Raw genomic sequence first — 22,377 nt, 5'->3', positions numbered from 1 at the left:
CACTGACCGCCGCGACCGTTGCGTGCATGGGATGGGAGTGAGGACCTCCCGTCATGCCCATCGGTGCAGCGGCCAATGAGTTGATGACCAGCATCAGCCACGCCAACACGCCCATCGCCCGAAGGCGACGTGAACGAGCAAGCAGACGTAGCGAGAAGGTCATAGGGGGAGCTTACCCGTGTGACCTGACACCCTCAACTCTGGAGGTGGGTTCAGGGGATTCACGGCTTGCTGAAACCCATATGCAAGGTGATTTTGTCGCCGGCCTTCAGGCTGGCCATGGCGGACGGTGGGAAATGCACCTTCAAGGCCATGCCCTCAGTCGTCACATCAACCACGCCGGTCTTCGTATCGGCCGCCGTCACCGTCGCCGGCATCATGTGCATGCCCATCATGTTGTCGTGCATGCCCTTCATGTCCGAGTGCATCGCACCCATCTTGTCCATGCCGCTTGTGGGCGTGCTGTCTTGGGCCACGGCGACGCCACTGAGGGCCAATGCGAGCGCCAGAGAGCCAAGCGTCGAAAGTAGTGATTTGCGTGAAGTAGTCATATGGCTGTCCCAACGATGAGTTGCCAAACGCAACAGTGTCGAGCGTGTGCCCATTTGTGTGTACGCAAGTTGAAATTCCGGCCGATTGTCCACTTTGCTACGGGCAATGTGGTTACACCTTTAAATAATCCTCACAGGCCACAATGAGTTCGCGTACCTCGGGTTCGCCGGCATCGGTACGCGCCAGAAGTATCGCGCGAAGCTGCGAAATCTGGTCGTTGTTCGGGATCAACTCCGACGGGCTTTCCCACATCCAGTCGACCACGATCGGGAGGAGTTTGGCGGCAGAAAGGGTAGCTACTTCCTGCCGAGTCGGGACATACATGCCCGCCCGAAAAACCGGGCTATTCACGCCGTGGCTTTTCCGGGCGGCCTTGAACGCACTGTCTGGCATGCCAAAGCGGTCGTCGGGGTCAGTCATGGCACGTCTCCGTGGGACACCGATGGCTCGATGCGTGGCTTCGTGGTGCTGGCATGTCGCGCATCCTCTTCCGCATGAATATAGATCGAGGTCGTACCAATGGAGCTGTGACGCAGATTCTGCTGGATGTGGTGGATCGGGGTGCCGTCCTCGGCCTGGTGCGTGGCGGCCGTATGCCGCAGCCAATGGGTCGAGGCCCGCCGCACCCGCGCGGCTTGGGCACCATCGTGCTTTTGCAGCTCGTCGGCCACGCGCCGGAAGGTGTCCTTGACGATCTGGTAGACCGCCGTGGGTGTCAGCGGGGAAGACCGTCCGGCGATGCCCAGAATGGCCGGGGCTGTGCCGTCGCCCGAAGGCAACGCCGGCAGTCCATGGAAGCGCCGATAGCGTGCAAAGTCTTCCATGAGACCGTCGCTTAGGGGAATCGTGCCCTCGACGCCGCCTTTCCCCACGGTATGCAGCCACCACCGGCCACGAATAGGCTGAAAATCGCCCTCGCTGGCGGCCGCGGCTTCGGCGGCCCGCAAGGCGGTTTCATAGAGAAAGCGAAGGATCCAGCGAACGCGTTCGTAGCGCTGCCGTTCCCGCGCAGTTGTCTGTGGCCAGCCGTCGACGACGCGTAGCACCTGGTCCCAGAGGGCACGGTCCAGGTAGCGTTCGATCGTGCGGCGGGGGCCGCGGCGTGCCCGTCGGCGCTGCAGCACAAACGGACTGCCCGCGAGATAGCCAGCGCGCACGAGGTAATTGAACAGCCCCGCCAGGATGCCCAAGGCCTGCCGGCGACTGCGCTCGGCCAGCGGCCCGATGAACAGTCGCCGATGCTCACCGCGACGGGCGAGACCGGCGTCGCACCAGGTCGCCGGTGGCTGGGCAAGAAACGCCTCATAGGCGATGACATCCTCGCGGGTGAGACTGGACACCGGCTTGCCACGCACTTGGGTGGCCCAAAGCAGCAATCGCTCGGCCTCCTTGCGGTAGCTGCGGAAGGTATGCGGCGAGTCGTGATATTCCGCCAGCCACAGGCCGATCGCGGCCACGTCGTCGTTGGCGGCGATCTGCCGCGCCACACTGGCCGGTGCGCGGTTGGTGCCGACACCTCCCGACAGGGCGGGCGGCAAGGCTTGGGGCAACGCCAAAAGGGTCACTGCAGGCTCAGTCATGCTTTCCGATGTCCGACGCCACGGAAAACACAGCGTACTGCCAAAAGACTTTCGATTATAGGAGTTATCGTAAATTTCTTGATTTAATCATTACGTATATAACGTAATACTATGATATACATTCTCTTATCCTTCGAAATTGACCCTCCGAGCGACTGGGAATTTGCCATGAGCCGTGTCAGCGATACCCGTCAGCGTACCCGTGAAGCCGCCGCCCAACTCGTTGCCGGTGCGAAGCGGCCGCACGAAATCACCGTCGACCAGATCTACGCCGTCATCCAGCAAGGCAGCCGTACGACGATCAATGACGAGCTGAAGCAGTGGAAGGACGAACGTACGAAGGCCGATGCGCTCGGTGCTGATCTCCCGGCTGCTGTGGCCGACGCCATGCGTGCCCTGTGGGTGGTGGCCGTCGAACAGGGCGAGGTGGTGTTCGCCGAACAGCGGAGCACTTTGGAAGCTGCCGTGGCAGATGCGGAGCAGCAGCACGCTACGGTTACGCAGGCGCGCGACGACGCATTGGCGACCTCAACGACACTGACCGAACAGTGCGAAACACTTCGACAGCAGATCACCACGCTGCAAACGCGAGTGGAGTTCGAGGCCACCGCGAAGAATCAAGCGCTTCAGGATGGCCAGGCACTGCAGCAGAAACTCATCGCACTCCAGACCGACACCGCCGAACAGATCGAACGCATCCGTCAAGCGCAAACTGACCAGGCCGAAGAATTCCAAGCCGTGATTGCGAGCCGGGATGCGGCTTTTCAGGTCGAACGTGATACAGCGAACGAGCGGCTGGAGGCCGCCCAAGCCCGCATGCTGCAGGAGATCGATACAGCTCGCGAAGGCCAGCGGCGCGCAGAACAGCAGATGGTCAAAACGCGAGAACGACTGGAGCGACAACAAGCCAGTTTGGCGGAGCTGCGCACCGAAGCAGGACATCACCGTCGTGAACTGGCCGAGCGTGATACCCGCTTGGGGGCATTGGCCGCGGCTGTCGCGGATCGCGATCGCATGGCCATCGAACTGGCCGCAGCTCGCGGGCAATTGGAAGGTTTGGGAACGGCGATGCAGTCGCTCGAAACTCGGGCTATCACCGCCGAGTCGCGTATCAGTACGCTGCTGGACGAACGGAAGTCGCCAGCAACGCCTCGGAAGAAACAGGGCAAGAAGTGAGACGCGTAAGCCTTGTTTGAGGCTTATGACCCAATTTTACCCTTATCCGGGCACGACCCCATCCATGGCCATCGGAAAATCCAGACGCGGGTTGATGCGGTGGTAGGCGGTACCCAGCAGGCCCGCCGCCAACAGATTGGTGTACTGCGACTGGCTTTCGTCGATGACGTTGTGGAAGTGCGCACCCCAGGCCAGCAAACCGCCGTTACGCAAGCGTTCTGGGGTATAGGGCATGGCACATTGCTCACCGGTGCCTATCGACAATACGGCCAGTTGTGCCAGGCACGTGGCACCAAGGTCGTGAGGCGGCGCGATACCGCGCCGACTCGGGCGGCTGAACTGGAACGCCTCCACCACACCGAGTAGCGCGGGGTTGTTGGCGTAGAGCCCACCATCGACGAGATCGCTCAGGCGTTCCGTCGCGTGGGCGGCGAAGAAGGTTGGCGCCGCCGAGGTGGCTAATGCCAGATCGGCGAGACGATCTTCGCCACGCCATGGGCCTGGCTTCGCGTAATCGCTGCGGAAGAGATGGGGTCGTGCATTGGTCAGCGAGGCCGCGGTGACGCAGACATCCGTCTGCACCGCGCCTAAGGTGAGGTCGCCGAAGAACGCATGCATCGCCTCGCGTAAGGCGTCGCTGCGGTAACGGGGGCGGAAATTTCTCATCCACCCGAAGCGCCGCATCGTTGAACCGAAGATGCGCGGCACGTGTCTTTCATACAGGGCGGATATCTCGCTCACCGGTCGGCCCAGTGCCAGCGCCAGTGCGATGATCCCGCCCGTCGACGTACCACAGATGAGGTCGAAACGCGCCCCCAGCGGCAGCGCGTTATCAGTCAGCGTATTCAAATACGCTTCGACGCATTCGAGAATCTTGAGTGTCAAATAACCGCGGGCGCCGTCCCCATCCAGGGTGAGCACCGAAAACAACCGGGCGGTACCGGCACGAGGCGATGGGGGTTGCGCTAAATGCATGGCAGAGGGTGTGCTGGCTTGGACTCTTCGATGCATGAGAGGAAACGCGAAGGCTGCCCTTGTCTTGACGAGTTCGTTATGCGCCTCGCGTGGGTTGAGGTGCTGCACTAGGTCACGTCAGGAAAGCTACACGCCGTGCGGACTTTTTGCTTGGCGCGCCTGCTACACCATCGAACTGATGTCCGAGGCATAGCTGGGATAGGCAAAGATGATGCCCTTGAGCTTGTTCGCCGTCAGTCCAGCGCCCATGGCCATGGCGAGCAGATTGATCTGTTCCTCGGCGCCGGGGCCGATCAGATGCGCGCCCAGGATGTTCCCGCTGCCTTTCTCGACCAACACCTTGTAGGCGCTGTGTCGCGCGCCCACGCGCAGGGAGGAATACCACTGCGCGGTTATCTCGAAATGCGCGTCAAAGTCCAGCCCCTGCTCGCGTGCCGCGTCTTCGGACAGCCCGACGGACGCCACGGGCGGAAGCGTGAAGACGACGCTGGGGATCGGCGGGTAGTGGATCGCGCGCTCGTCTTTTCCGGCGAGCAGGTTCTTGCCCGCGATCCGGCCCTCGTTGGCCGAGACCGGGGTGAGATTGGGGCCGCTGTCCGCGCAGTCGCCGGCCGCGAAGATCGCCGGGTTGGTCGTGCGCATGAAGGGACTGACTTGGATGCCCTTACGGCCGTAGGCCACGCCCGCGGCGTCCAGGTTGAGATGCTCGATGTTGGGCACGCGCCCGGTGGCATGCACCACCCTGTCGCAGGCAATGGTCTGGGTGCCTTGCGGCGTTTCATAGGTCACGATGAACCCGGCGCCGTCCTGCTCGATCGTCAACACCCTGGCCTCGGTCCGCAGGTCGATGCCCAGATCGGCGGTCGCTTCGGAAAGCATGCCGACCATGTCGGGGTCGAAATTGCCCAACGGGCGCTTCATCATTTCTAGTACCGTGACGTCCCTTGAGCCGGCGCGTTTGCAGATGTGGGCAAATTCCATCGCGATGAATCCGCCGCCGACGAAGACGACCCTGTCCGGCCGCTCCGGCAATTCGAGGAAGTCGGTGCTGGTGATCAGCAGGTTTTCGCCCGGGATATTCAAGGTCATCGGCCGGGCGCCGGTGGCAAGGTGAAAATGCCGAGCGGTCAGGAGTTCGCCATTCACTTCAATCGTGTTTGGTCCGGTGAAGCGGGCCTGGCCATGCAGGGGAACGACACCGGCCCGCTGCATCCCGGCTTCGATCCGACCTGACATGAGGTCGGTAAAGCTGCGCTTGAAAGCGATCATGTCGGGCCAATCGACAGCGGTTTGCGCCCGAAGCCCCTTGCCTTTCAAGTTGCGCGCCCAGTCGACGCCCTCGGTCACGGCGATCAGCATTTTTTTGGGGTCACACCCGCGTAAGGCGCACGTACCGCCATAAGGCAAGCTATCGACCACGGCGACCTTCCAGCCTGCCGCCGCAGCCATGCGGGCGACGCCCGTACCGCCGGTACCGGCCCCGATCACGATCAGGTCGAAACTCTCATTTGGGTTCATGCCATGCTCCTTTACTTCCGACGGACGTCGAGCAGCGCTTCGAGGTTGACAGCGATCGTGGACGCAAGGCGCTTGGCCTGGATGGCGGCGTGCCCGCGGAATTGCTCGTCCACGGTTGCCACAAATAACGCCAACCACCGCTGAAAGTGGTGGTGGTGCAAGGAATGTCGCGTGTGCAGCGCCATGTGCTGGGCAATCATGTTGCGTCGATAGCCCTCATGGTCACCGAGCAGCATCTTGCGCCAATACGCGCGAATCTTTGGTATATGTTGCTGCAGGTCAACGTCTTTGAAGATCGGTCCAAGCGCGGCATCAACCCTCACCTTGGCGTAAAAGGCGTCCACGAAGTCGGCAATGGCCTCCGGTGAGTTCAGTTCACGCGAATCCATGGCGATCGTTTTCACCTGGCGCTCAAGGGCATGCGGATGCGTCCGATCGGCCCTCGACGAATTCAAGCCGGCCGTGCATCAAACCGCTCATACGCGTCCTCCAAACGCACGTATCGCCCGCCACACGGATAGCCCGAACAAGCTGATCAACCCCAGTGCCGCGATGACCCAGTGCGCACTGAAAAAGGCGCCGGCCGTCGTACCCGCCAAGAGCGCGGCCAGGATCGGGAGGTGACACGGGCACGTCAGCACAGCCAGCCCGGCCCACAGGTAACCCGTGATGGATTTGCGCTCGTGACCGTTCATCGCCGTGCCTCTTCGTGTCGACCAACCTCTGCCCGCAGCGCGCTCAATTGCGCCTCCAACCCCACCAATGCCTGCCGCCGCTCATCGACGATTCCGCCTACCTCTGCCAGGCACATCACCGTCTTATCGGCATTCGATGCATCCAGCGACCGGCACAGTCGCGTCACGACGTCCAGGCCGACCCCTGCCTCGACCGCGGACCGCACGAAACAAAGCCGGTGCAGGGCGTTCGCGTCGAACACGCCATAACCTCCATCGGTGCGCGCGGCCGGATGCAGCAGCCCGCGCACCAGGTAGTCACGCACGATATGCACGCTCACGCCGGCGTCTTTAGCCAGCTGTGACACGGTGTAGGCGTTCATCGAACACCCCGTCTCCTCATCCGGCACAGCAGGAAAGTTGCTTGACGTCCTTGGTGAAGGTCTGTGCCGCCAGTTTCAGGCCCTCGACCATCGTCAGGTACGGGAACAACTGATCGGCAAGCTCCTGCACGGTCATGCGCGCCCGGATCGCCAGTGCGGCCGCCTGGATGATCTCGCCGGCTTCCGGCGTCACCGCCTGCACCCCGATGAGCCGGCCGCTACCCGCTTCGGCCACCAGCTTGATAAAGCCATGGGTGTCGAAATTGACGAGCGCCCGCGGCACGTTATCGAGTGAAAGTGTGCGGCTATCCGTCTCGATACCCTGCAGGTGCGCTTCCGCCTCGCTAAGGCCTACGGTCGCGACTTGGGGCTCCGTGAACACCACCGCCGGCATGGTGGTGAGATCCAAGGTCGCCTCGCCCCCCATCAGGTTGATGGCGGCACGTGTACCGGCGGCGGCCGCCACGTAGACGAACTGCGGCTGGTCGGTGCAATCGCCCGCAGCATAGATGTGCGGCGCACTGGTTCGCATACCGCGATCGACCACGATGGCGTTTTGAGCATTCACCGCAACACCCGCCGCCTCCAGCGCGAGGTCACGCGTGTTGGCGGTCCGGCCCGTGGCCACCAGCAACCGATCGGCACGCACTTCGCCGTGCCCGGTGGTGAGCACGAATTCACCGTTGGCATGGGCAACTTGGCTGGCCTGGGTGTGCTCCAACACCTCGATGCCTTCGGCACGGAACGCCGCCGTGATCGCCTCGCCGATGGCCGGATCTTCGCGAAAGAACAAGCTGCTGCGCGCCAAGATGGTGACGTGACTGCCCAACCGCGCGAAGGCTTGCGCCAATTCCACCGCAACCACTGACGAGCCGATGACGGCGAGCCGCGGCGGAATCGCGTCACTGGCTAATGCCTCGGTGGACGTCCAATACGGGGTGTCCTTCAAGCCGGGGATGGGCGGCACCGCCGCGTGGGCACCCGTGGCGATCAGGCAGCGATCGAAAGACACCTCCGATTCACCACGCCCCGTCGTCGACGTGACGACGAGCGTGTGTGCGTCCTTGAAACGCGCTTCGCCACGCAGCAGCTGGATGTTGGGGTTGGTATCGAGAATCCCCTCGTACTTGGCGTGACGCAGTTCGTCGACACGACCTTGCTGTTGGGCGAGCAGTCGGTCACGCCGAACCACCGGCCCCGTACTGGAGATGCCGTCATCGAACGGACTGCTTCGACGCAGGTGGGCCACGTGCGCGGCGCGGATCATGATCTTCGACGGCACGCAGCCGATATTGACGCAGGTACCACCGACGGTTCCGCGCTCGATGACGGTCACCCGGGCGCCGAGTTCAACGGCCTTCAGCGCTGCCGCCATGGCCCCGCCGCCCGTGCCGATGACAGCAACGTGCAGTCGCTGCTCCGAAGCGGTGGGCGTGCGGTCGACATCGCCACGCGGCTTGAACCAACCACCCAGCGAGCCCAAGGCCTGGTCGAGCATGGAGGACTTGCGCGCGAGTGTGTCGGCTTGCGGTGCCGAGGCGGCGGCGATCCGGTAGTTTTGCGGCAGACCCGCGTTGAGTTGCTCCACCGTCAATGGCTGGGTACTACGGACGTGCGCCACATTTTGCGGGTAGGCGACGTCAGCGGCGACGACGTCAGGCAACGCCCGGAGCGCTTTTTCAACATGTCGGGCGCAATCGGCGCACGTCATGCCGATCACAGAGAGGGTTTGTTCGTTCATGATGTTCCTGGCAAATGAACGCGTGTCGCTTCGGTTCGAAGCAGAGCGGCACACCGTTGAATCAATAGAGGGCCCCATCAACCATCGCAGTGACGGCACCTTCCGTTAGCAGCAATAGGGCACCACGACGATCAACAAAAGCACGATGCCGATGACGATCGCGGCCGTGATGAGGTCGGTTTTCTTGGCACTCAGCCATGCTTTCATGGGTGTCATCTCCGATAGGGTGATCCAACGAACGCCGGTACTCCACGGGGTTTGATCCCACATCTCCACCCGCGGAAGGTGGGGTGAGTGTTCAACAGCAGGCGTCGTCTCGCTTCGCACCGCGGTGCCCCTTTCCCGGCGGCGATACCAGATCCCAGATGGATACCGCGACCATCAAGACCAGCCCGGGATAGAGCAGCCACGCCGCCATGCGCAAGGCCCCGATCAGCACCAAGACCGGTCCGATCACGCCAAGGGCCATGCGTAACCACTGCCGATGACGGAAGCCGGCGATCCCGTTGGCAAGCAAGGCGACCATCGCAAACAGTGGCAGCAAGTAATGGATGAATACGCCCTCGTACTGGCTCAGAAAGCCCAATCCGATCGCGGCGCCCAGGCTGGCGAGTGCAGGAAAGCAAGCAGCGCATCCCATCGCTGTGACGATGGCCCCGATTACGCCCGCTTTGTCGGCGGTGCGTGTGAGTGGAGTGAGAGACATGGGAATGACCTCGGGCGCTTCAATTCTTAACGGTGGAGGGGTAGCCCGCATCCGTCGTGGCGCTGACGAGTGCCCGGGTGCTGGTCTTGGCATCATCGAAGGTCACAACGGCTTCCTTCTTGTCGAACAGGATCTCGGTCTTTTCGACACCGGGAACCTGGGACAGCGCTTTCTTGACGGTGATGGGACATGCGGCACACGTCATACCGGACACCGACAGGGTGGCGGTCTTCGTAGCCGCCCAGGCAGGCGCGGAAATGGCGGTGGCAAGGACGATGAGAGCGGCAAGTTTCTTCATGGGTGGATCCTCCGACGGGTCAGTAAAACAGCGTGGCGAGATAGGGAAAGGTCAGCGCCACGAGCACCAGGGCTGCGACGATCCAGAACAAGACTTTGTAGGTGGTCCTGACCTGCGGCACAGCGCAGACGTCACCAGGCGCGCACGCCGTAGCAGGCCGGTAGATGCGTCGCCAGGCGAAGACCATCGCGATCAGCGCTGCACCGATAAAGTACGGGCGGTACGGCTCAAGCACAGTCAGGTTGCCGATCCAGGCGCCACTGAACCCAAGGGCGACCAAGACCAGGGGACCAAGGCAACAGGTCGACGCCAGTAGTGCGGTGATACCCCCGGCCAGAAGAGCGCCGGAACCTGTTTTCTTGACGACTTGGGTATTTTTCATGGAGGGCTCTGCGTGGATGGGGGCGACTATGGGAGCACTCTATTCGCGTACTTAGGTACAGAGTCAAGCGCAAGAATTTTTAGCGTCAACCCGCTGCAATCAGTTGGTGCTTCAGCAGACTGCGCAGACAAACCGCGAGATCGAATGCTCCGTCGATGGCCCGAGCCGCCGCATACGCGGCCTCCAGATCACGCGTATCGATCAGCGCGGCGATGCAGGCGAAGCTCGCTGCGTCCAGCACGGTCATCGCCACCTCGCCGCCGTCACGCCACAACACGACCTGTTCGCCGCGACCATCCAGCTGCAGCCGCTCGCCTTCGGGGGCGGTGGCGTAACGCCAGATCGTCAGCACCGGATGCGTACTGCCCAGCAGGCGCACGCTGGGATGCAACCGCCAGGACAACGATGTCGTGTCATCGAGCGTGGCCGGAGCCAGTGGCGATGCTTCAGCGGCCAGTGCGGACTGCTGGCGTAGCCACTCCAACTGCGCCACATCAGGCAAATAGGCAAGTGCTGCCGCTTCGGGCATCGTGGCCAGAAACGCGGCGAAGGCGCCGCCGAACGCCTGCAGGTTGCCGCGCGTCGACGGATGATGCAGGCGATAGCGCGTCGCTGCGGCCTCGAAGAAGGCCTCGCCGACCAGCGCTTGCACCGCGGGGTACGTGGCGCGCAGCGTTTCGATCTGCGTACTGGCGATGGCGTTGCCGTACACCTGCAACCGTGCAGCGGGGGCGAGGCCGGCACCGACAACCCACTGCGCGAGGTCACTGCCGCGATCGAGCACGGCGTTGGCGAAACCGCGTTGCAACTCAAGCAATGTGGGTGCGGTGACCATTGAGCAGGGCCTCCGCGCGGCCGGCTTCCGCCAGCAACACCTCAAGTTCGGGGATGTCCTGATCCCACTCAATCAGGGTGGGTACGGGGCCGAACAGATCCAGTGCCCCGGCATAAAGCGCCCAGACTTCGGCATCCACCGGCCGGCTGTGGCTGTCGATCAATAGCGGTACCGCGAGATCGGTCTTGCGAATAAATCCACCCAAGTGGATCTCGCGCACCGCCGCGCGCGGCATCGCACGCAGATAGGCATGCGCGTCGAAGCCGTGATTGACGCTGTTGACGTAGACATTGTTGACGTCGAGCAACAGGCCGCAGCCACTGCGACGTATCAATTCGGCGACGAACTCCCACTCGCTCATCTCGGCGTGTTGGAACGTGAGATAGCTGGAAACGTTCTCGACCAGGAACTCGCGGCCCAGCGCGTCCTGCACCTGCTGCACGCGCGTCACTATCAGGTCCAGCGCCTCCCGGGTGAACGGTAGCGGCAGCAGGTCGTTGAGGTGGATGCCGCCGATCGCGCCCCAGCAAATGTGATCGGAGACCAGCCCCGGTTCGAAGCGTTGCACCAGCGCACACAGCGTCGCCAGATGCTCGTCGTCGAATGTGTCGGCTGATCCCAGCGAGAGGCCGACACCGTGCAGGCTCAGCGGATAGTCGGCGCGCACATGCTCGATCGCCGCATGCAGTGCTCCGCCGTCGGCAAACAAATTCTCACTGTGCACCTCGAACCACGCCACGCGCGGACGTTCGCTCAACACCCGCTGCATGTGTGGCGCACGCAGACCGATCCCGACTCCAGAAGGAGCCGAGATCGGTGGCGCCGCGAGCGTGCTCGCGTCGTGCATCGTGGTGTTGCTCAGCCCTTCTGTGCCGGTTCGAGTTTGCCGCCGTCGATCTTCTCGCACAAGCCCTTGGGCACCGCGACGAAAGAGTTTGGATCGCGGGCCTTGGTGTCCTGGCTGGCGCAGGAGTGGCCTGCTGCTTTGCAGTCGTTCTTCTGCGCAGCGTTGATGCCGTAACACTTCTCCATATGACTCATTGACATCGGTTTGCTCTGCATGCCTGCGGCCGCTGCGACTGTGGTCAGACCCAACGTGAGTCCTCCCGCCAGAACGGATTTCAGAATCGATGCGGTATTCATTCTCAACTCTCCAGTACGTGGCCAGAAACACTCTGGCCTTCTTTGAAAATGACAATCGGTAACCCATGCAGAAACTTTCCCGTGTCGACCAGCAGCCATCCTCATCTTCGAACCGCGCGTCCGGTCAATCTCCGCCCATGGCGCAGAGCCTACTGCCGTACTTCGGTACGACATCAAGCGTGGATTGCCAAGACCGCGGGAGCCTTGACCGACGTCCTACTGCCCATCGTGGCTCGGCCTGAGATGGAAGGTCGGATGTGCGCATGCGATTTCCGTGATGATGTCGCTTAGCAGCTGGCGTGCTTCCTGCTCGCAGCCTCCGCAGCCACCCGAGCAGCCGGTGAGCCACTGCAATGCTTCGAAACTGCGCACCCCGGCCACCACCGCGTGGCGAATGTCCTCCTCGGTCACGCTGTGGCACACGCAAACGTCAGTCATGATCCAACTCGCGTGGCGGAGCCGTCCTGTCGTAGCCTGAGACGCGGCGGATCGCAGATGTCGGTCCTGAAGCACGGAGTCGTACCCACGATCTGACGCGAAGTCGGCACGTCAACCCGCGGCCTCGGGCAGGAGCGCAGCGGGCGTCAACCACGCCTCCAGCTGCGGCAGCGCGTTCGGTCCGAGATGCTGCTGGAATGTGTTTCGCGCCACCCCGAGTAGCCGGGCAAGTCGAGCTTCGATAGGCAAGGCCTCGTCTGCCACAAGAACCTCTAGCAGCGCACACGCGAGATCGCATTGCAGCGCGGCCCCATCGGGCAACGGAACGCGTGCTTGCGACAGCCGCTGGACGAGACGGGCGGCCATGGTGTGCGCCTCCTCCTGACTGAGCTGATCGACCGTCTCGCGCCGGTACCAGTATGAAGGGTTCGGAAATGTGGCAAGCAACGCCGACGCCGTCGTGGCAGCTACCAAAGCAACCTGGCTGTCACCGCCGAGGGCAGCACGCAGGAGGCCGACCTGCTGGTCGACCCGAAGCTCACGCAGCCATTTGATCGCGATCACGTCACCGCGATGGTGCAGCCAAACCTCTGCAATATCAGGATGAACCTCCAGGCGTGCCAAAACGGGTTTGGCAAGGCACCCGCAACCGATCTGCGGCACCGCCTCGCACACGAGCGGCACCGTGTAGAAGTGAATGAACACGAACGTCTCCCAGGGGGTGAGGTGGGTGTACGCTATGTCCGTAGTCATGTACGGAGTCAATGGGTATGGGGAAGCCATCGGAACAACTGACCATCGGTGCGTTTGCCAAAGCCGCGGGGGTCAACCTGGAAACCATCCGGTTTTATCAGCGCAAGGGGCTGCTTCCGGAACCGGACAAACCCTATGGCAGCATCCGCCGCTATGGTGATACCGATGTCGCTCGTGTGAAATTCATCAAGTCAGCGCAGCGTTTGGGCTTCAGCCTCGACGAAGTCGCACAGTTGCTCGCCCTGGAGGACGGCACCCATTGCAGTGAGGCGGCACAATTCGCCGCGCAGCACCTGGCCGACGTGCGGGGACGCCTGAAAGACCTCAAGCGCATGGAAACCGTACTGGCTCGATTGGTCGCGCAATGTCATTCGCATCGCGGCACCATTACCTGCCCCCTCATCGCCTCCCTGCATGGCCGTTGAGACGTCCTGCCGGCGACGCCTGACAGCCTGGCGCACTCTTTGGTGGATCAGCCGGACATGAAGGCAAGCTGTTCGCCGGCTTATCGGCAATGCCCCGTCAGCAGCCGCGTGATGCGCGACCGAAACTGGTCAGGGGTCAACGTCGTGATCGGTTCGCGCTGCGGCCATACCTTCAGGATGGCGGCTCGGAAATTGGCGGGCGTGCTGCCTTGCTCGGGACCAATGATGTAGGTCGGCACCGTGGTGACCGCGTAGTGCGGGTACATCTGCCGCGCGACGTCTTCGAACCGACCATGATCGGTGGCGCCTTCGGCAAACACCAGCAAAGCCACCCATGCACCGCAGCGGTCGCAACGCACTTCTTCGACGGGGATGGTGCCGCCGGGCAGCGAGTGCTTTGCCGCCAAGGGTGGTGGTGGCGTACTGCTCGGACCGCGAATGGACTCCAGCGCCGTCACGATCTGGTGCGACAGGGGTTCCAATATCGCGCGCCGCTGGGCAAACATCGCCTCCCGTTCGTCGCCGGCGATGTCGGTGACCACGCAGGTTTCGCCGGACGCGGTACCTGTGACGCGCAGGCGTCCCAACTCCCCCAGTTCGGCGTGCCGAAAGACGTAGGCGATACCGTCCGGCAAAGGGTCGCGGTGAAAGGACACATCCGGTGGCAGCTTTAATCCGGCAGCCGCTTCGGCGGGCGATTTGCGTTGGGAGGTCATGCGGGATTCCGTGCGAACGCGTGGCGGCTTCCAACGACGTTAACGCATGTTCCGCAGCACCGGCCTGACCGGCTGCAGGGTGGGCAGCAACCGCGCCATGTACCGCTCGACCGGGAACAGGAACAGCCCGCGAAAATTCACGAGACGCTCCTGGATCGGCGCGATATGGCGCAGGTTCTCGGGCACCGCGAGGGCTGCGATGTCGGCGGGCAAGGTCGCGAGCGATTGCTGCATGCGCGCCGTGGTCCACGCCATGACGATGTTGCTCAACAGCGTGATGGCGGAGGAGACACTTCGGAGGCGCGCGTTGTGGCTCATCTGATGCCGCGGCACCTTGCCCGTTTCCAGCGCATGCTCCAGCACATGGACACGTTCCCCGTGATTGAGGGTGCGCAGGATTTCCCGGCGGAAGTCGGGTAGCGTGAACCAGCGGCACAGATAGAGCGTGAGTAGCAATCGGCCGATCTGGACGCCCGCGTCGTACAACTGCTCACCGGCCGCGGCGGAGCCGAAGCGGGACAGGATGTCGACCGCGCTCGCTTTGCCGACATGGGTGGAGGCCGCCATGCGGACCCATTCATCCCATACGGGCTCCACCTTCTCAGGATGCGCTCGGTTCTTGGCGATCACGCTGCGCAGCCCCTCGGGCACCGTCATCGCCGGGGTCACATACAGCTTGTGTGCGCTGGCATCACGCAGCCGTGGGCACATATCCTTTCCCACCGTTTTCGCCAAGAACATGCCGAATTCGGTTTGACCGTGCGTATCCACCGCCAATTGGTTGATCGTGACCGTGCTTTGGCGAAGGACCCCTTCCAAGGCCACACCCTGTTGCCGTTCGCCGAGCACGACGGGCTGGTCGTGAAAGATGCCCCAGCGGTCATGGATGTGCGTGTAGATGCCAATCGACTTCTTCTTCGTGCGCGGGTCGCGACGTGCCAGGGGGCTGCTCTTGACGGTTTCACGACTCATCATGTCCGCGGACGCCAGATCGGCGCGTCCCCAGGATTCGGCAATGGGGTGGCTGTGCATGTACTCGAAGACGGCGGTATTGGCTTCCCGTAAGCGCTTTTCTTGGGCGATCCAACGCATGCTCTGATTGACGGCATCCGCGGAGAGGCCCGGCATCATGCGCGCCGTATCGGCGGCGGACAATGCCGTGCCGTGCGCAAGAAGACCGGCATACACCAAGCGCAACTCATCGATCGAGCGCGGCTCGCGGCCCAGCAGCGTCCAGCTGAAGCGGGTGTGGCTGTCCACTTCCATCATGACGCCCGGCAGCTCTTCCGCTCCCATGCGCTCCATCAGGGCATCCCGAAGCACCATCACGGCTTCCGGCACGTCCTCCGCCGGGAGTTTGGGCAAGTGCACACCGTCTCTGTCCACGGTGACGTCGCCAGCCTGCGCGGCTTCACTCAGGTGCTGGAGCTGCTTGGACACTTCCTCGACCAGCGGACCGGTGAATTCCTTCGCGTCGCGGGGCAGCTTCAAGCGCGCGTAATGATGCGTCTTGCTCTTGGTCCATTCCGCGGACGGAATCAGCATGCTTTCGCGACTGCGGAAGCTGAAACTGTGCGCGACATACACGCTGCCGTTCTTCAGGGCACGGCGTAACGCCAGCAGCGTCGCCACCTCGAAGGCCTGCAGGGCACGTTGCCGGTCGGGATTTGCCAGCATGTCGTCCCACACTTTGCCGAGGTGAACCGGTATCGCCTCGGGCAGTGCTGGTTTGCGCTGCAGATAGATCTCGCGCAAGGCGTCCAGCGCCTGACGAACCGGGTGCGGCGCCACGCTCTCAAAGGGAAGCGCACACAGCATTTTCAACAGCGAGCGCGAGTGGCGGTTGTTTTTGAGGAGGAGTTGTTCACGGGTCAGGTGCGCTCGGCTGAGTTTCTTGCCGCCGCCGACCTGTTCCACCGCACGCAGAATCGCCGCACGCAGATCCTCTTCGCGAAGGGAGCGATCGAGGGCCAGCTCGCGGACTTCCTTCGCAAAGGTGGTCAGCGTGCGCGCACGCGCCTCGGCGGATTGGACCACGGCGCGCATCCCGTTGCCCCAAAGATCGGCTACGTGTTGGCGCGTCATGGCCAGCACCCGGTCCGTGGCGGTGCACAGCGCCGTCTGCAGGTAACAGGCGACCTCGATGGTCCGGCGCGTTGCCGCAATACGCTTACTCGCCGCGGGTGGCCGATCTGCCATCGCCTGGGCGTAATGGCGCTTGATGTGATCCGACACGGAAGGCATGGGGTGTGCGGCCACACCGAGTTGGGTCAGGTATTGGATCCGCTCGAACTGTTCGCGAATCTGGGGGAGCGACTGCCGGCGTGGTGCTTGCGCAAGCCATTCCTGAAAGGAAAGACCAGAGCGATGGGGTTCGTCGCAGGCCCGCACCCACGCATCGAGGACAGTGAAAGGGGCGTCCTTCTGCAGCACGGTGCCGAGTTCATCCTCGGCCAGCTTTAGCGCGACATCGATGGCGCTCTTCAGTGGGCGCTCGCCCTCAATGAGGATGCCGTGCTCGTACAGCCACGTTTTGACGTGTGTTTTCAAACGATGACGATCGAACTCGGACAGCACCTCGACACGCAGGTAGCGCACCAGGGCACGGCGCTGGTGTTCGGACATGCGACCAAAACCCAACGTTTCCATGGCGGCGTTCTGGTGCGCGAACAAGGTCGGCCGGCGGCGATATAGCGAGCGGAGCGAGGCAATATCCGGCGTCGTGATCTCCAGCGTTTTGCCTAGATGTGCCCATAGCTCGGCAGGGACTACTTTGACGGCCGCAAGCACGCTGCCAGTCATCCGGATGAAGCCGATCTGCAACGCCAGGCCCAGCCGGTGCAGCGCGTCGCGCTTGGCGAGAATGACGCGCCGTTCCTTGGCCGAGTAAGTGAAGAAGGCATGGAGCTCGAACTGATTGAGCTCCTTGGGAATGGTGCGCAGCCCAAGATACGGCGCCTGCCAGTACTGCATGCCTACCTCCGGCCTTTCCGTGGAGAAGATCTGAGGCTAACAGCAAACTGTTGATTTTATGAAGATTGCTTCCCGGGCGCCTACATTATTCCCCGTCAAATCAAAGAGTTGCTTGACGAGGCTAAGCGTTACTATTTGCACCTAAAACAAGGTGACACCTTGCTGCGCGGCAACTTCATGTCGAAGTGTTTCGCACTGTTCGGTCAGTGCTGTCGCCATCTCCATGGCATCGGCGCGCGTTTGCAGGGCTGCATTCCGCTGCTGCTCGGCCTCCGCCAAAGCGGTCTCCAAGGCGCCCCGCTGTTCGGCAAATACCGCTTCGCCCTGCTCGACAGCGGACACCCACAGGGTGCGCATCGCATCGGCCACAGCGGCCGGGAGATCGGCGCCGAGGGCGTCCGCTTTTGTACGTTCGTCCTTCCACAGCTTCAACTCGTCATTGATCGTCGTGCGGCTGCCCTGCTGGATGGCCGTATAGATCTGGTCGACCGTGATTTCGTGGGGTCGTTTGCCGCCGACAACGAGCTGGGCAGCGGCTTCGCGGGTACGTTGGCGGGTATCACTGACACGGCTCATGGGCATTCTCAGTTGCTGGCGGGTCAATTTCGCAGGATATGAATCATGTATATCATAGTATTACGTTATATGTGTAATGATTAAATCAAGAAAGTTATGATAATCCCTATAATCGAAAGTAATTCAGCAGTACGCTGGTGGTCCCGCGGCATTGGACATCGGAAAGCATGACTGAACATCCTTTGAGCCTCGCCGTACCCCAGGCCCTGCCTCCTGTCCTGTCGGGATGCGCCGGAACCAACCGTGCTCCGGCGAACGTGGCCCGACAGATTGCGGCCAATGACGACGTGGCGGCGATCGGCCTGTGGCTGGCGGAATATCACGACTCGCCCCATACCTTTCGCAGCTACCGCAAGGAGGCAGAACGGCTGCTGCTCTGGGCCACGCAAATACGTGGCAAGCCGGTGTCGAGCCTCACCCGCGAGGATGTGATCGCCTACGAAGCATTTCTCTGCCATCCGCCCGCCACTTGGTGCGACGACAGTCTGGCCCGTCGTGGTGAGCATCGGCGCCTGTTCACGGGACCATTGGCCGAGCGCAGCCGACGTCAGGCCTTGGGCATCCTCGCAGGGCTGTTCAACTATCTCGTACGCGCCGGCTATCTCGCCGGCAGTCCGTTTGTGCTGCAGCGGCGACGGGCGCGTCGCGGGATGCCCCGTGCTATCGAGCGCTATCTGGACCGATCCCTTTGGGACGACGTGCTTCACAGCATCGACGGTTGGCCACGGTCGACGAACCGGGATTGCCAACGCTACGAACGCGCTCGTTGGGTACTGCGTTTCCTGTACGAAACGGCTTTACGGGCTTCCGAGGCCGCCGCGGCCTGCGAGAGCGATTTCCAGCGCGTTCGTGGTCGGTGGTGGCTCCATGTCGTGGGCAAAGGCGGCGTCGAGGGTCAGATCCCCCTCAGCGACCATCTCATGGAGGATTTCGCGCGCTATCGCGGCTTCCATGGGTTGCCGCCCGCGCCGGCCGACAATGGCAAGATACCGGCCATTCTGGGGATCGCCGGCCGCGCTTCTGCGCTCACTCCCACGGCGATCTATCAGATCGTCAAGGCCACCTTCCGGCATGTTGCGGATACGCTCCAAAAGGAAGATGCCGCCAAAGCCTCCCGAGTGCGGCGGGCGTCGACTCATTGGCTACGGCATACGGCCGCCACGCATCAGGCCGAAGACGGAACACCGATCCACCACATCCAGCAGAATCTTCGCCACAGCTCGATCGGCACGACATCGATTTACCTCCACGCAGAAGAAGATTCACGGCATGCAAGCACAACGAGAACGCGAGCCGACGCCTCGCAGCAAAGAGAAGGAGACCTGCCATGACTGACCCCGACGATCGTTTCGGCATGCCCGCCAGTGCTTTCAAGGCGGCCAGGGAAAGTCATGGGCTGGATAGCCCCGTTTTTCGGGCGGGCATGTATGTACCCACCCGGCATGAAGTGGCCACGTTGTCTGCCACCCAACTTTTGCCGATCGTGATCGACTGGATGTGGGAAAGTCCGTCCGAACTGATTCCAGACAATAAACAGATTGGGGAACTTCGCGCCCTGCTGGCGGCCCGTCCTGATGCGGATGAGCCGACACTGCGAGAACTCATCACCGCGTGTGATGATTATTTGAAAATTTGATAGCGTGCTTTTTTCAACCGGGTTCAGTTGGAAAATTCGTCCAAAGGGTGCGGTTGTTTAGTTCGCCTTCGGCAGGCCTTCGCGGCCGGCGGCCAATTCGCTGGCTGGCCATATGGTCAACCACACGCCACGAAACGGCTGTACATAAAGAGCTATACGTCGATCGAGAGATGTCACCGTGGCTGGGTAGCTCACGATCCATCCTCGGGGATGTGCCTTTGCCCACACTTGCACCGACTCGCCTTCGGACAGCTGCGTCATGGGCCGTGTCAATCGGCCCAGAAAGTCGAACTGACCGTCGTACGTTTCCACATTGGCGATGGGTCTGCCCTGAGCTTCGGCACGTGCCAGTAACACCGCCGCCGGCTTGAGATCGAAAGCCGGCCACCAGGTGAGCGTGAATAGACCGTTGGCGGCGACGGCACCCACAAGGCCCACCAAAGCAATGCGGTGCAACTCGCCCCTTCTTGGCAGAAGCAGGCCACCGAGCAAAATATAGAACACGCCGAACGCGCTGCTGAAAGCCCCCAGCGTGGCGAGCTGCGGATCACGGACTACCCCGCGCGCAATGAGCTGCGGAAGTGCAAACAGGGACAGACCAGCTCCCACGGACAAGAATGCCAACGGCCACGGACCGAGCCAACGGCTCCTTCCCGGAGGAGCATGTTTCCGAGCCACGGCGGCGGCGAACAGCAAGGCGAAACCCGCACATTCCGGCAACAGGTAATACGGCTGCTTGCCGCTGATCAGCGAGAACACCAGTAACACCGGACCCAGCCAAGCGAACACGAAACGCAGTCCTGGTTCGAACGGACGCCGCAGGGCCCCTAGTGCGAACCACAGCCTCGGCCATAGCGCGAACGGAAACACCAACAGCGGCAGTAGCGGCAGGTACCACCAGAGCGGTTTCGCATGCGCGAACGCTTCCACCACGCGCCCTGCCGTCTGGTGGAACAGCAATTGCTCGCGATAGGTGGGGCCACCGATCGAGGCGGCCGTGAGCGCCCACGCTAGCAGCATGCCGCATCCGGTCAGTACAGCGAGCAGACCGCCGGCGTACCACCGCCGTGATTCACGCCGCGCCCAGTCATTCCACAGTGGACCCAGTAACCAGGGAAAGGCGACGTGCAACAGCATCACCGGGCCTTTGGTAAGCAACCCCACGCCGATCGCCAGTGCGAATCCGATGAAACAAGGCGCTTCACGACGCGAGCTCGGGGCAAGACTGACCAAGGCACCAAGAACACTGGCGGCAAGCAGCACTTCGTACATGGTTTGCAGGCCGAACAAGAACGCATAGCTGAAGGCGAATAACACCCATGGAGTCGTTCGCGCGACCGCCGCGCGTTCGGGGAACAAACGATGTGCGAGCACGGTGGCAAGCACCAACTCGACAGCCCCCATCAAAACTTCGAGCACACGGGGCCAGACGTCGCCCACGCCTCCGACAGCCCATCCCACATGAATCAGCCAGAACAGCATGGGCGGTTTGTCGCTGTAAGGCGCGCCGTTGAGGGATGGCACGATGAAGCTGTGCCGATGCCACATGTCCCACGCCACCGCGAGCGTACGGGTGGAATACATCGGCATCGGGCCGTGCATGAAGATCGCGACCAACGCGACAGCCATCCACAGGGGGAGCCAGGGCCACAGCATGCGCAGCGCGTCGAAACGGTTTGAACGGAATGACATAAGACAACCAGCTAAGGATGCTCTGATTTATTCCCGATCTGCGGCATCATAGCGACAGACCTCAGGAAGCACCCGTCGATGAAGCAACGTTCCTTTGCCTCGCTCAGTTTCGAGTCCAAGAAGAAGCCGACGCGGCGGGAGAAATTTCTTGGAGAGATGGACAAGGTGGTGCCGTGGGAAGCGCTGTTGGCGTTGATCGCACCCGCCTATCCGACGTCTGGCCGACGTGGCCGACCGCCCATGCCAGCAGCGACCATGCTGCGCATCCACTTCATGCAGCAATGGTATGCGCTGAGCGATCCTGCGATGGAAGACGCGCTGTATGAGATCGAGTCAATGCGGCGCTTCGCTGGGTTGGAGTTGAACGAGGAGGCGATCCCGGATGAGACAACGATTCTCAAATTCCGCCGGTTTCTGGAACAGCACGGCTTGGCGGTTCGGATTCTCGAAACGGTGAACTCCTACCTCGGTAAACAGGGCTTGCTCTTGCGTCAGGGCACTATCGTGGATGCCACGATCATCCAGGCTCCGTCGTCGACGAAGAACCGCGACAAGCAGCGCGACCCCGAAATGCATCAGACGAAGAAAGGCCAGCAGTGGTACTTCGGCATGAAAGCGCACATCGGAGTGGACGTTGAATCGGGCTTGGTGCACACGGTGACCACCACACCAGCAAACGTGGGTGACGTGACGGAAGTAGACAAGCTGCTGCACGGCAAAGAGAAGACGGTGTACGCCGATGCCGGTTACCAGGGTGCCGAGAAGCGAGCAGCCAAGCGCGGTCGCACTTGGTACATCGCTGCCAAACGCGGCAGCGTCAAGGCGATGCCCGAAGGTGAGTTGAAGGAAGCGGTGAAGCACACCGAACACATGAAGGCAGCGGTTCGTTCCAAGGTAGAGCACCCGTTCCGGGTGGTGAAGCGCCAGTTCGGCTATCAAAAAGTGCGTTTCAAGGGACTATTCAAGAACACCGCGCAGGTACTGACGTTGTTCGCACTCTCAAATCTTTGGATGGCACGGCGAACGTTGCTGACTTCCGTAGGGGAGGTGCGCCCGTGAGGCACCCAATCATGGTGATTCGGCGCAAAACGGCACCGTGACAGTGCTGGAACTGCTCAAAAGTCATCTTTCTATGTAACAAGACCGGAAGTTTTGGCACGGCCGTCTGGACGGCTGTTTCGAACTTCATTGATCAGAGCATCCCT

General features: G+C 62.1%; 26 protein-coding genes. 5 read left to right on the top strand and 21 right to left on the bottom strand.

Annotated elements, in window-relative coordinates:
* Positions 1-221 precede the first annotated feature (221 nt).
* From RHOOR87_RS0112500 to RHOOR87_RS0112490, 3 genes are all read right to left on the bottom strand, one after another.
* Entirely contained in the window at positions 222-551 is a 330-nt protein-coding gene (locus RHOOR87_RS0112500) for a hypothetical protein (RefSeq protein WP_027485187.1), read from the bottom strand.
* A 112-nt stretch (positions 552-663) separates the two neighbouring features.
* A complete protein-coding gene (locus RHOOR87_RS0112495; protein WP_027485186.1) occupies positions 664-972 on the bottom strand; it encodes a hypothetical protein in 309 nt (102 codons plus the stop codon).
* Complete coding sequence (locus RHOOR87_RS0112490) at positions 969-2,132, bottom strand: site-specific integrase (protein ID WP_027485185.1); 1,164 nt, start codon at positions 2,130-2,132, stop codon at positions 969-971. Before RHOOR87_RS0112490 ends, RHOOR87_RS0112495 begins: the two co-directional genes overlap by 4 nt.
* Positions 2,133-2,300: 168 nt before the next feature.
* Here RHOOR87_RS0112490 and RHOOR87_RS0112485 point away from each other — a divergent pair, with 168 nt between their 5' ends.
* A complete protein-coding gene (locus RHOOR87_RS0112485; RefSeq protein ID WP_027485184.1) occupies positions 2,301-3,308 on the top strand; it encodes a DNA-binding protein in 1,008 nt (335 codons plus the stop codon).
* Between the two features lie 42 nt (positions 3,309-3,350).
* On the opposite strand, the gene RHOOR87_RS19230 is transcribed toward RHOOR87_RS0112485, so the two are convergent.
* The 14 genes from RHOOR87_RS19230 to RHOOR87_RS0112410 form a co-directional block, all read right to left on the bottom strand.
* Positions 3,351-4,229 carry a CBASS cGAMP-activated phospholipase gene (locus RHOOR87_RS19230; RefSeq protein WP_231381788.1) on the bottom strand — a complete coding sequence of 293 codons (879 nt, stop codon included), beginning with the start codon at positions 4,227-4,229 and terminating at the stop codon, positions 3,351-3,353.
* A gap of 216 nt (positions 4,230-4,445) precedes the next feature.
* Positions 4,446-5,801, bottom strand: coding sequence for an NAD(P)/FAD-dependent oxidoreductase (locus RHOOR87_RS0112475; protein ID WP_008214509.1), 1,356 nt, complete (start codon positions 5,799-5,801; stop codon positions 4,446-4,448).
* 11 nt (positions 5,802-5,812) lie between these two features.
* A complete protein-coding gene (locus tag RHOOR87_RS0112470) occupies positions 5,813-6,205 on the bottom strand; it encodes a group III truncated hemoglobin (RefSeq protein WP_231381787.1) in 393 nt (130 codons plus the stop codon).
* A gap of 72 nt (positions 6,206-6,277) precedes the next feature.
* On the bottom strand, positions 6,278-6,496 hold the full coding sequence (merE, locus tag RHOOR87_RS0112465; protein WP_008214504.1) for a broad-spectrum mercury transporter MerE: 219 nt from the start codon (positions 6,494-6,496) through the stop codon (positions 6,278-6,280).
* Positions 6,493-6,858: a mercuric resistance transcriptional repressor MerD gene (gene merD, locus RHOOR87_RS0112460; protein WP_008214502.1), complete on the bottom strand. Its 366-nt coding sequence runs from the start codon at positions 6,856-6,858 to the stop codon at positions 6,493-6,495. Before merD ends, merE begins: the two co-directional genes overlap by 4 nt.
* A gap of 16 nt (positions 6,859-6,874) precedes the next feature.
* Positions 6,875-8,599, bottom strand: a complete 1,725-nt coding sequence (merA, locus tag RHOOR87_RS0112455; protein WP_015447704.1) for a mercury(II) reductase — start codon at positions 8,597-8,599, stop codon at positions 6,875-6,877.
* Between the two features lie 298 nt (positions 8,600-8,897).
* Positions 8,898-9,305, bottom strand: a complete 408-nt coding sequence (gene merC / locus RHOOR87_RS19225; RefSeq protein ID WP_015447706.1) for an organomercurial transporter MerC — start codon at positions 9,303-9,305, stop codon at positions 8,898-8,900.
* Between the two features lie 19 nt (positions 9,306-9,324).
* Complete coding sequence (merP, locus tag RHOOR87_RS0112440; protein WP_015447707.1) at positions 9,325-9,603, bottom strand: mercury resistance system periplasmic binding protein MerP; 279 nt, start codon at positions 9,601-9,603, stop codon at positions 9,325-9,327.
* 19 nt (positions 9,604-9,622) lie between these two features.
* Complete coding sequence (gene merT, locus RHOOR87_RS0112435; protein WP_015447708.1) at positions 9,623-9,985, bottom strand: mercuric ion transporter MerT; 363 nt, start codon at positions 9,983-9,985, stop codon at positions 9,623-9,625.
* A gap of 85 nt (positions 9,986-10,070) precedes the next feature.
* The gene (locus RHOOR87_RS0112430; protein WP_015447709.1) at positions 10,071-10,820 is read right to left on the bottom strand and encodes a DNA-binding domain-containing protein; all 750 of its coding nucleotides are present in this window, start codon (positions 10,818-10,820) and stop codon (positions 10,071-10,073) included.
* Positions 10,795-11,667, bottom strand: a complete 873-nt coding sequence (locus RHOOR87_RS0112425; protein ID WP_015447710.1) for a DUF692 domain-containing protein — start codon at positions 11,665-11,667, stop codon at positions 10,795-10,797. Before RHOOR87_RS0112425 ends, RHOOR87_RS0112430 begins: the two co-directional genes overlap by 26 nt.
* Before the next feature lie 11 nt (positions 11,668-11,678).
* Positions 11,679-11,963 (bottom strand): DUF2282 domain-containing protein, encoded by a 285-nt coding sequence (locus tag RHOOR87_RS0112420; RefSeq protein ID WP_015447711.1) that lies wholly within the window; start codon positions 11,961-11,963, stop codon positions 11,679-11,681.
* Positions 11,964-12,179: 216 nt separating this feature from the next.
* On the bottom strand, positions 12,180-12,401 hold the full coding sequence (locus RHOOR87_RS0112415) for a (2Fe-2S)-binding protein (RefSeq protein ID WP_015447712.1): 222 nt from the start codon (positions 12,399-12,401) through the stop codon (positions 12,180-12,182).
* A gap of 111 nt (positions 12,402-12,512) precedes the next feature.
* Positions 12,513-13,106 carry a hypothetical protein gene (locus RHOOR87_RS0112410; RefSeq protein ID WP_153021737.1) on the bottom strand — a complete coding sequence of 198 codons (594 nt, stop codon included), beginning with the start codon at positions 13,104-13,106 and terminating at the stop codon, positions 12,513-12,515.
* A gap of 65 nt (positions 13,107-13,171) precedes the next feature.
* On the opposite strand from RHOOR87_RS0112410, the gene merR reads away from it, so the two are divergent.
* Positions 13,172-13,579, top strand: a complete 408-nt coding sequence (merR, locus tag RHOOR87_RS0112405) for an Hg(II)-responsive transcriptional regulator (RefSeq protein WP_008209286.1) — start codon at positions 13,172-13,174, stop codon at positions 13,577-13,579.
* A gap of 80 nt (positions 13,580-13,659) precedes the next feature.
* Here merR and RHOOR87_RS0112400 read toward each other — a convergent pair whose 3' ends face one another.
* From RHOOR87_RS0112400 to RHOOR87_RS19220, 3 genes are all read right to left on the bottom strand, one after another.
* On the bottom strand, positions 13,660-14,295 hold the full coding sequence (locus RHOOR87_RS0112400) for a hypothetical protein (RefSeq protein ID WP_008209284.1): 636 nt from the start codon (positions 14,293-14,295) through the stop codon (positions 13,660-13,662).
* Positions 14,296-14,334: 39 nt separating this feature from the next.
* Positions 14,335-17,268, bottom strand: coding sequence for a Tn3 family transposase (locus tag RHOOR87_RS0112395; protein ID WP_008209282.1), 2,934 nt, complete (start codon positions 17,266-17,268; stop codon positions 14,335-14,337).
* A gap of 141 nt (positions 17,269-17,409) precedes the next feature.
* Positions 17,410-17,844 (bottom strand): DNA-binding protein, encoded by a 435-nt coding sequence (locus tag RHOOR87_RS19220; RefSeq protein ID WP_231381786.1) that lies wholly within the window; start codon positions 17,842-17,844, stop codon positions 17,410-17,412.
* 167 nt (positions 17,845-18,011) lie between these two features.
* On the opposite strand from RHOOR87_RS19220, the gene RHOOR87_RS0112385 reads away from it, so the two are divergent.
* On the top strand, positions 18,012-19,175 hold the full coding sequence (locus RHOOR87_RS0112385) for a site-specific integrase (protein WP_027485182.1): 1,164 nt from the start codon (positions 18,012-18,014) through the stop codon (positions 19,173-19,175).
* Positions 19,172-19,480, top strand: a complete 309-nt coding sequence (locus RHOOR87_RS19215) for a hypothetical protein (protein WP_043795550.1) — start codon at positions 19,172-19,174, stop codon at positions 19,478-19,480. Before RHOOR87_RS0112385 ends, RHOOR87_RS19215 begins: the two co-directional genes overlap by 4 nt.
* 57 nt (positions 19,481-19,537) lie before the next feature.
* Here the strand turns inward: RHOOR87_RS19215 and RHOOR87_RS0112380 are convergent, their stop codons facing one another.
* Positions 19,538-21,172: a glycosyltransferase family 39 protein gene (locus RHOOR87_RS0112380; protein WP_027485181.1), complete on the bottom strand. Its 1,635-nt coding sequence runs from the start codon at positions 21,170-21,172 to the stop codon at positions 19,538-19,540.
* 78 nt (positions 21,173-21,250) lie between these two features.
* Here RHOOR87_RS0112380 and RHOOR87_RS0112375 point away from each other — a divergent pair, with 78 nt between their 5' ends.
* Complete coding sequence (locus RHOOR87_RS0112375) at positions 21,251-22,231, top strand: IS5 family transposase (protein ID WP_007509076.1); 981 nt, start codon at positions 21,251-21,253, stop codon at positions 22,229-22,231.
* The last annotated feature ends 146 nt before the right edge of the window (positions 22,232-22,377 follow it).

This window comes from Rhodanobacter sp. OR87, assembly GCF_000473345.1.
Taxonomy (GTDB): Bacteria; Pseudomonadota; Gammaproteobacteria; order Xanthomonadales; family Rhodanobacteraceae; genus Rhodanobacter; species Rhodanobacter denitrificans.
The sequence above is the reverse complement of the archived record's forward strand: the minus strand, read 5'-3'. Positions and strand labels throughout refer to the sequence as shown.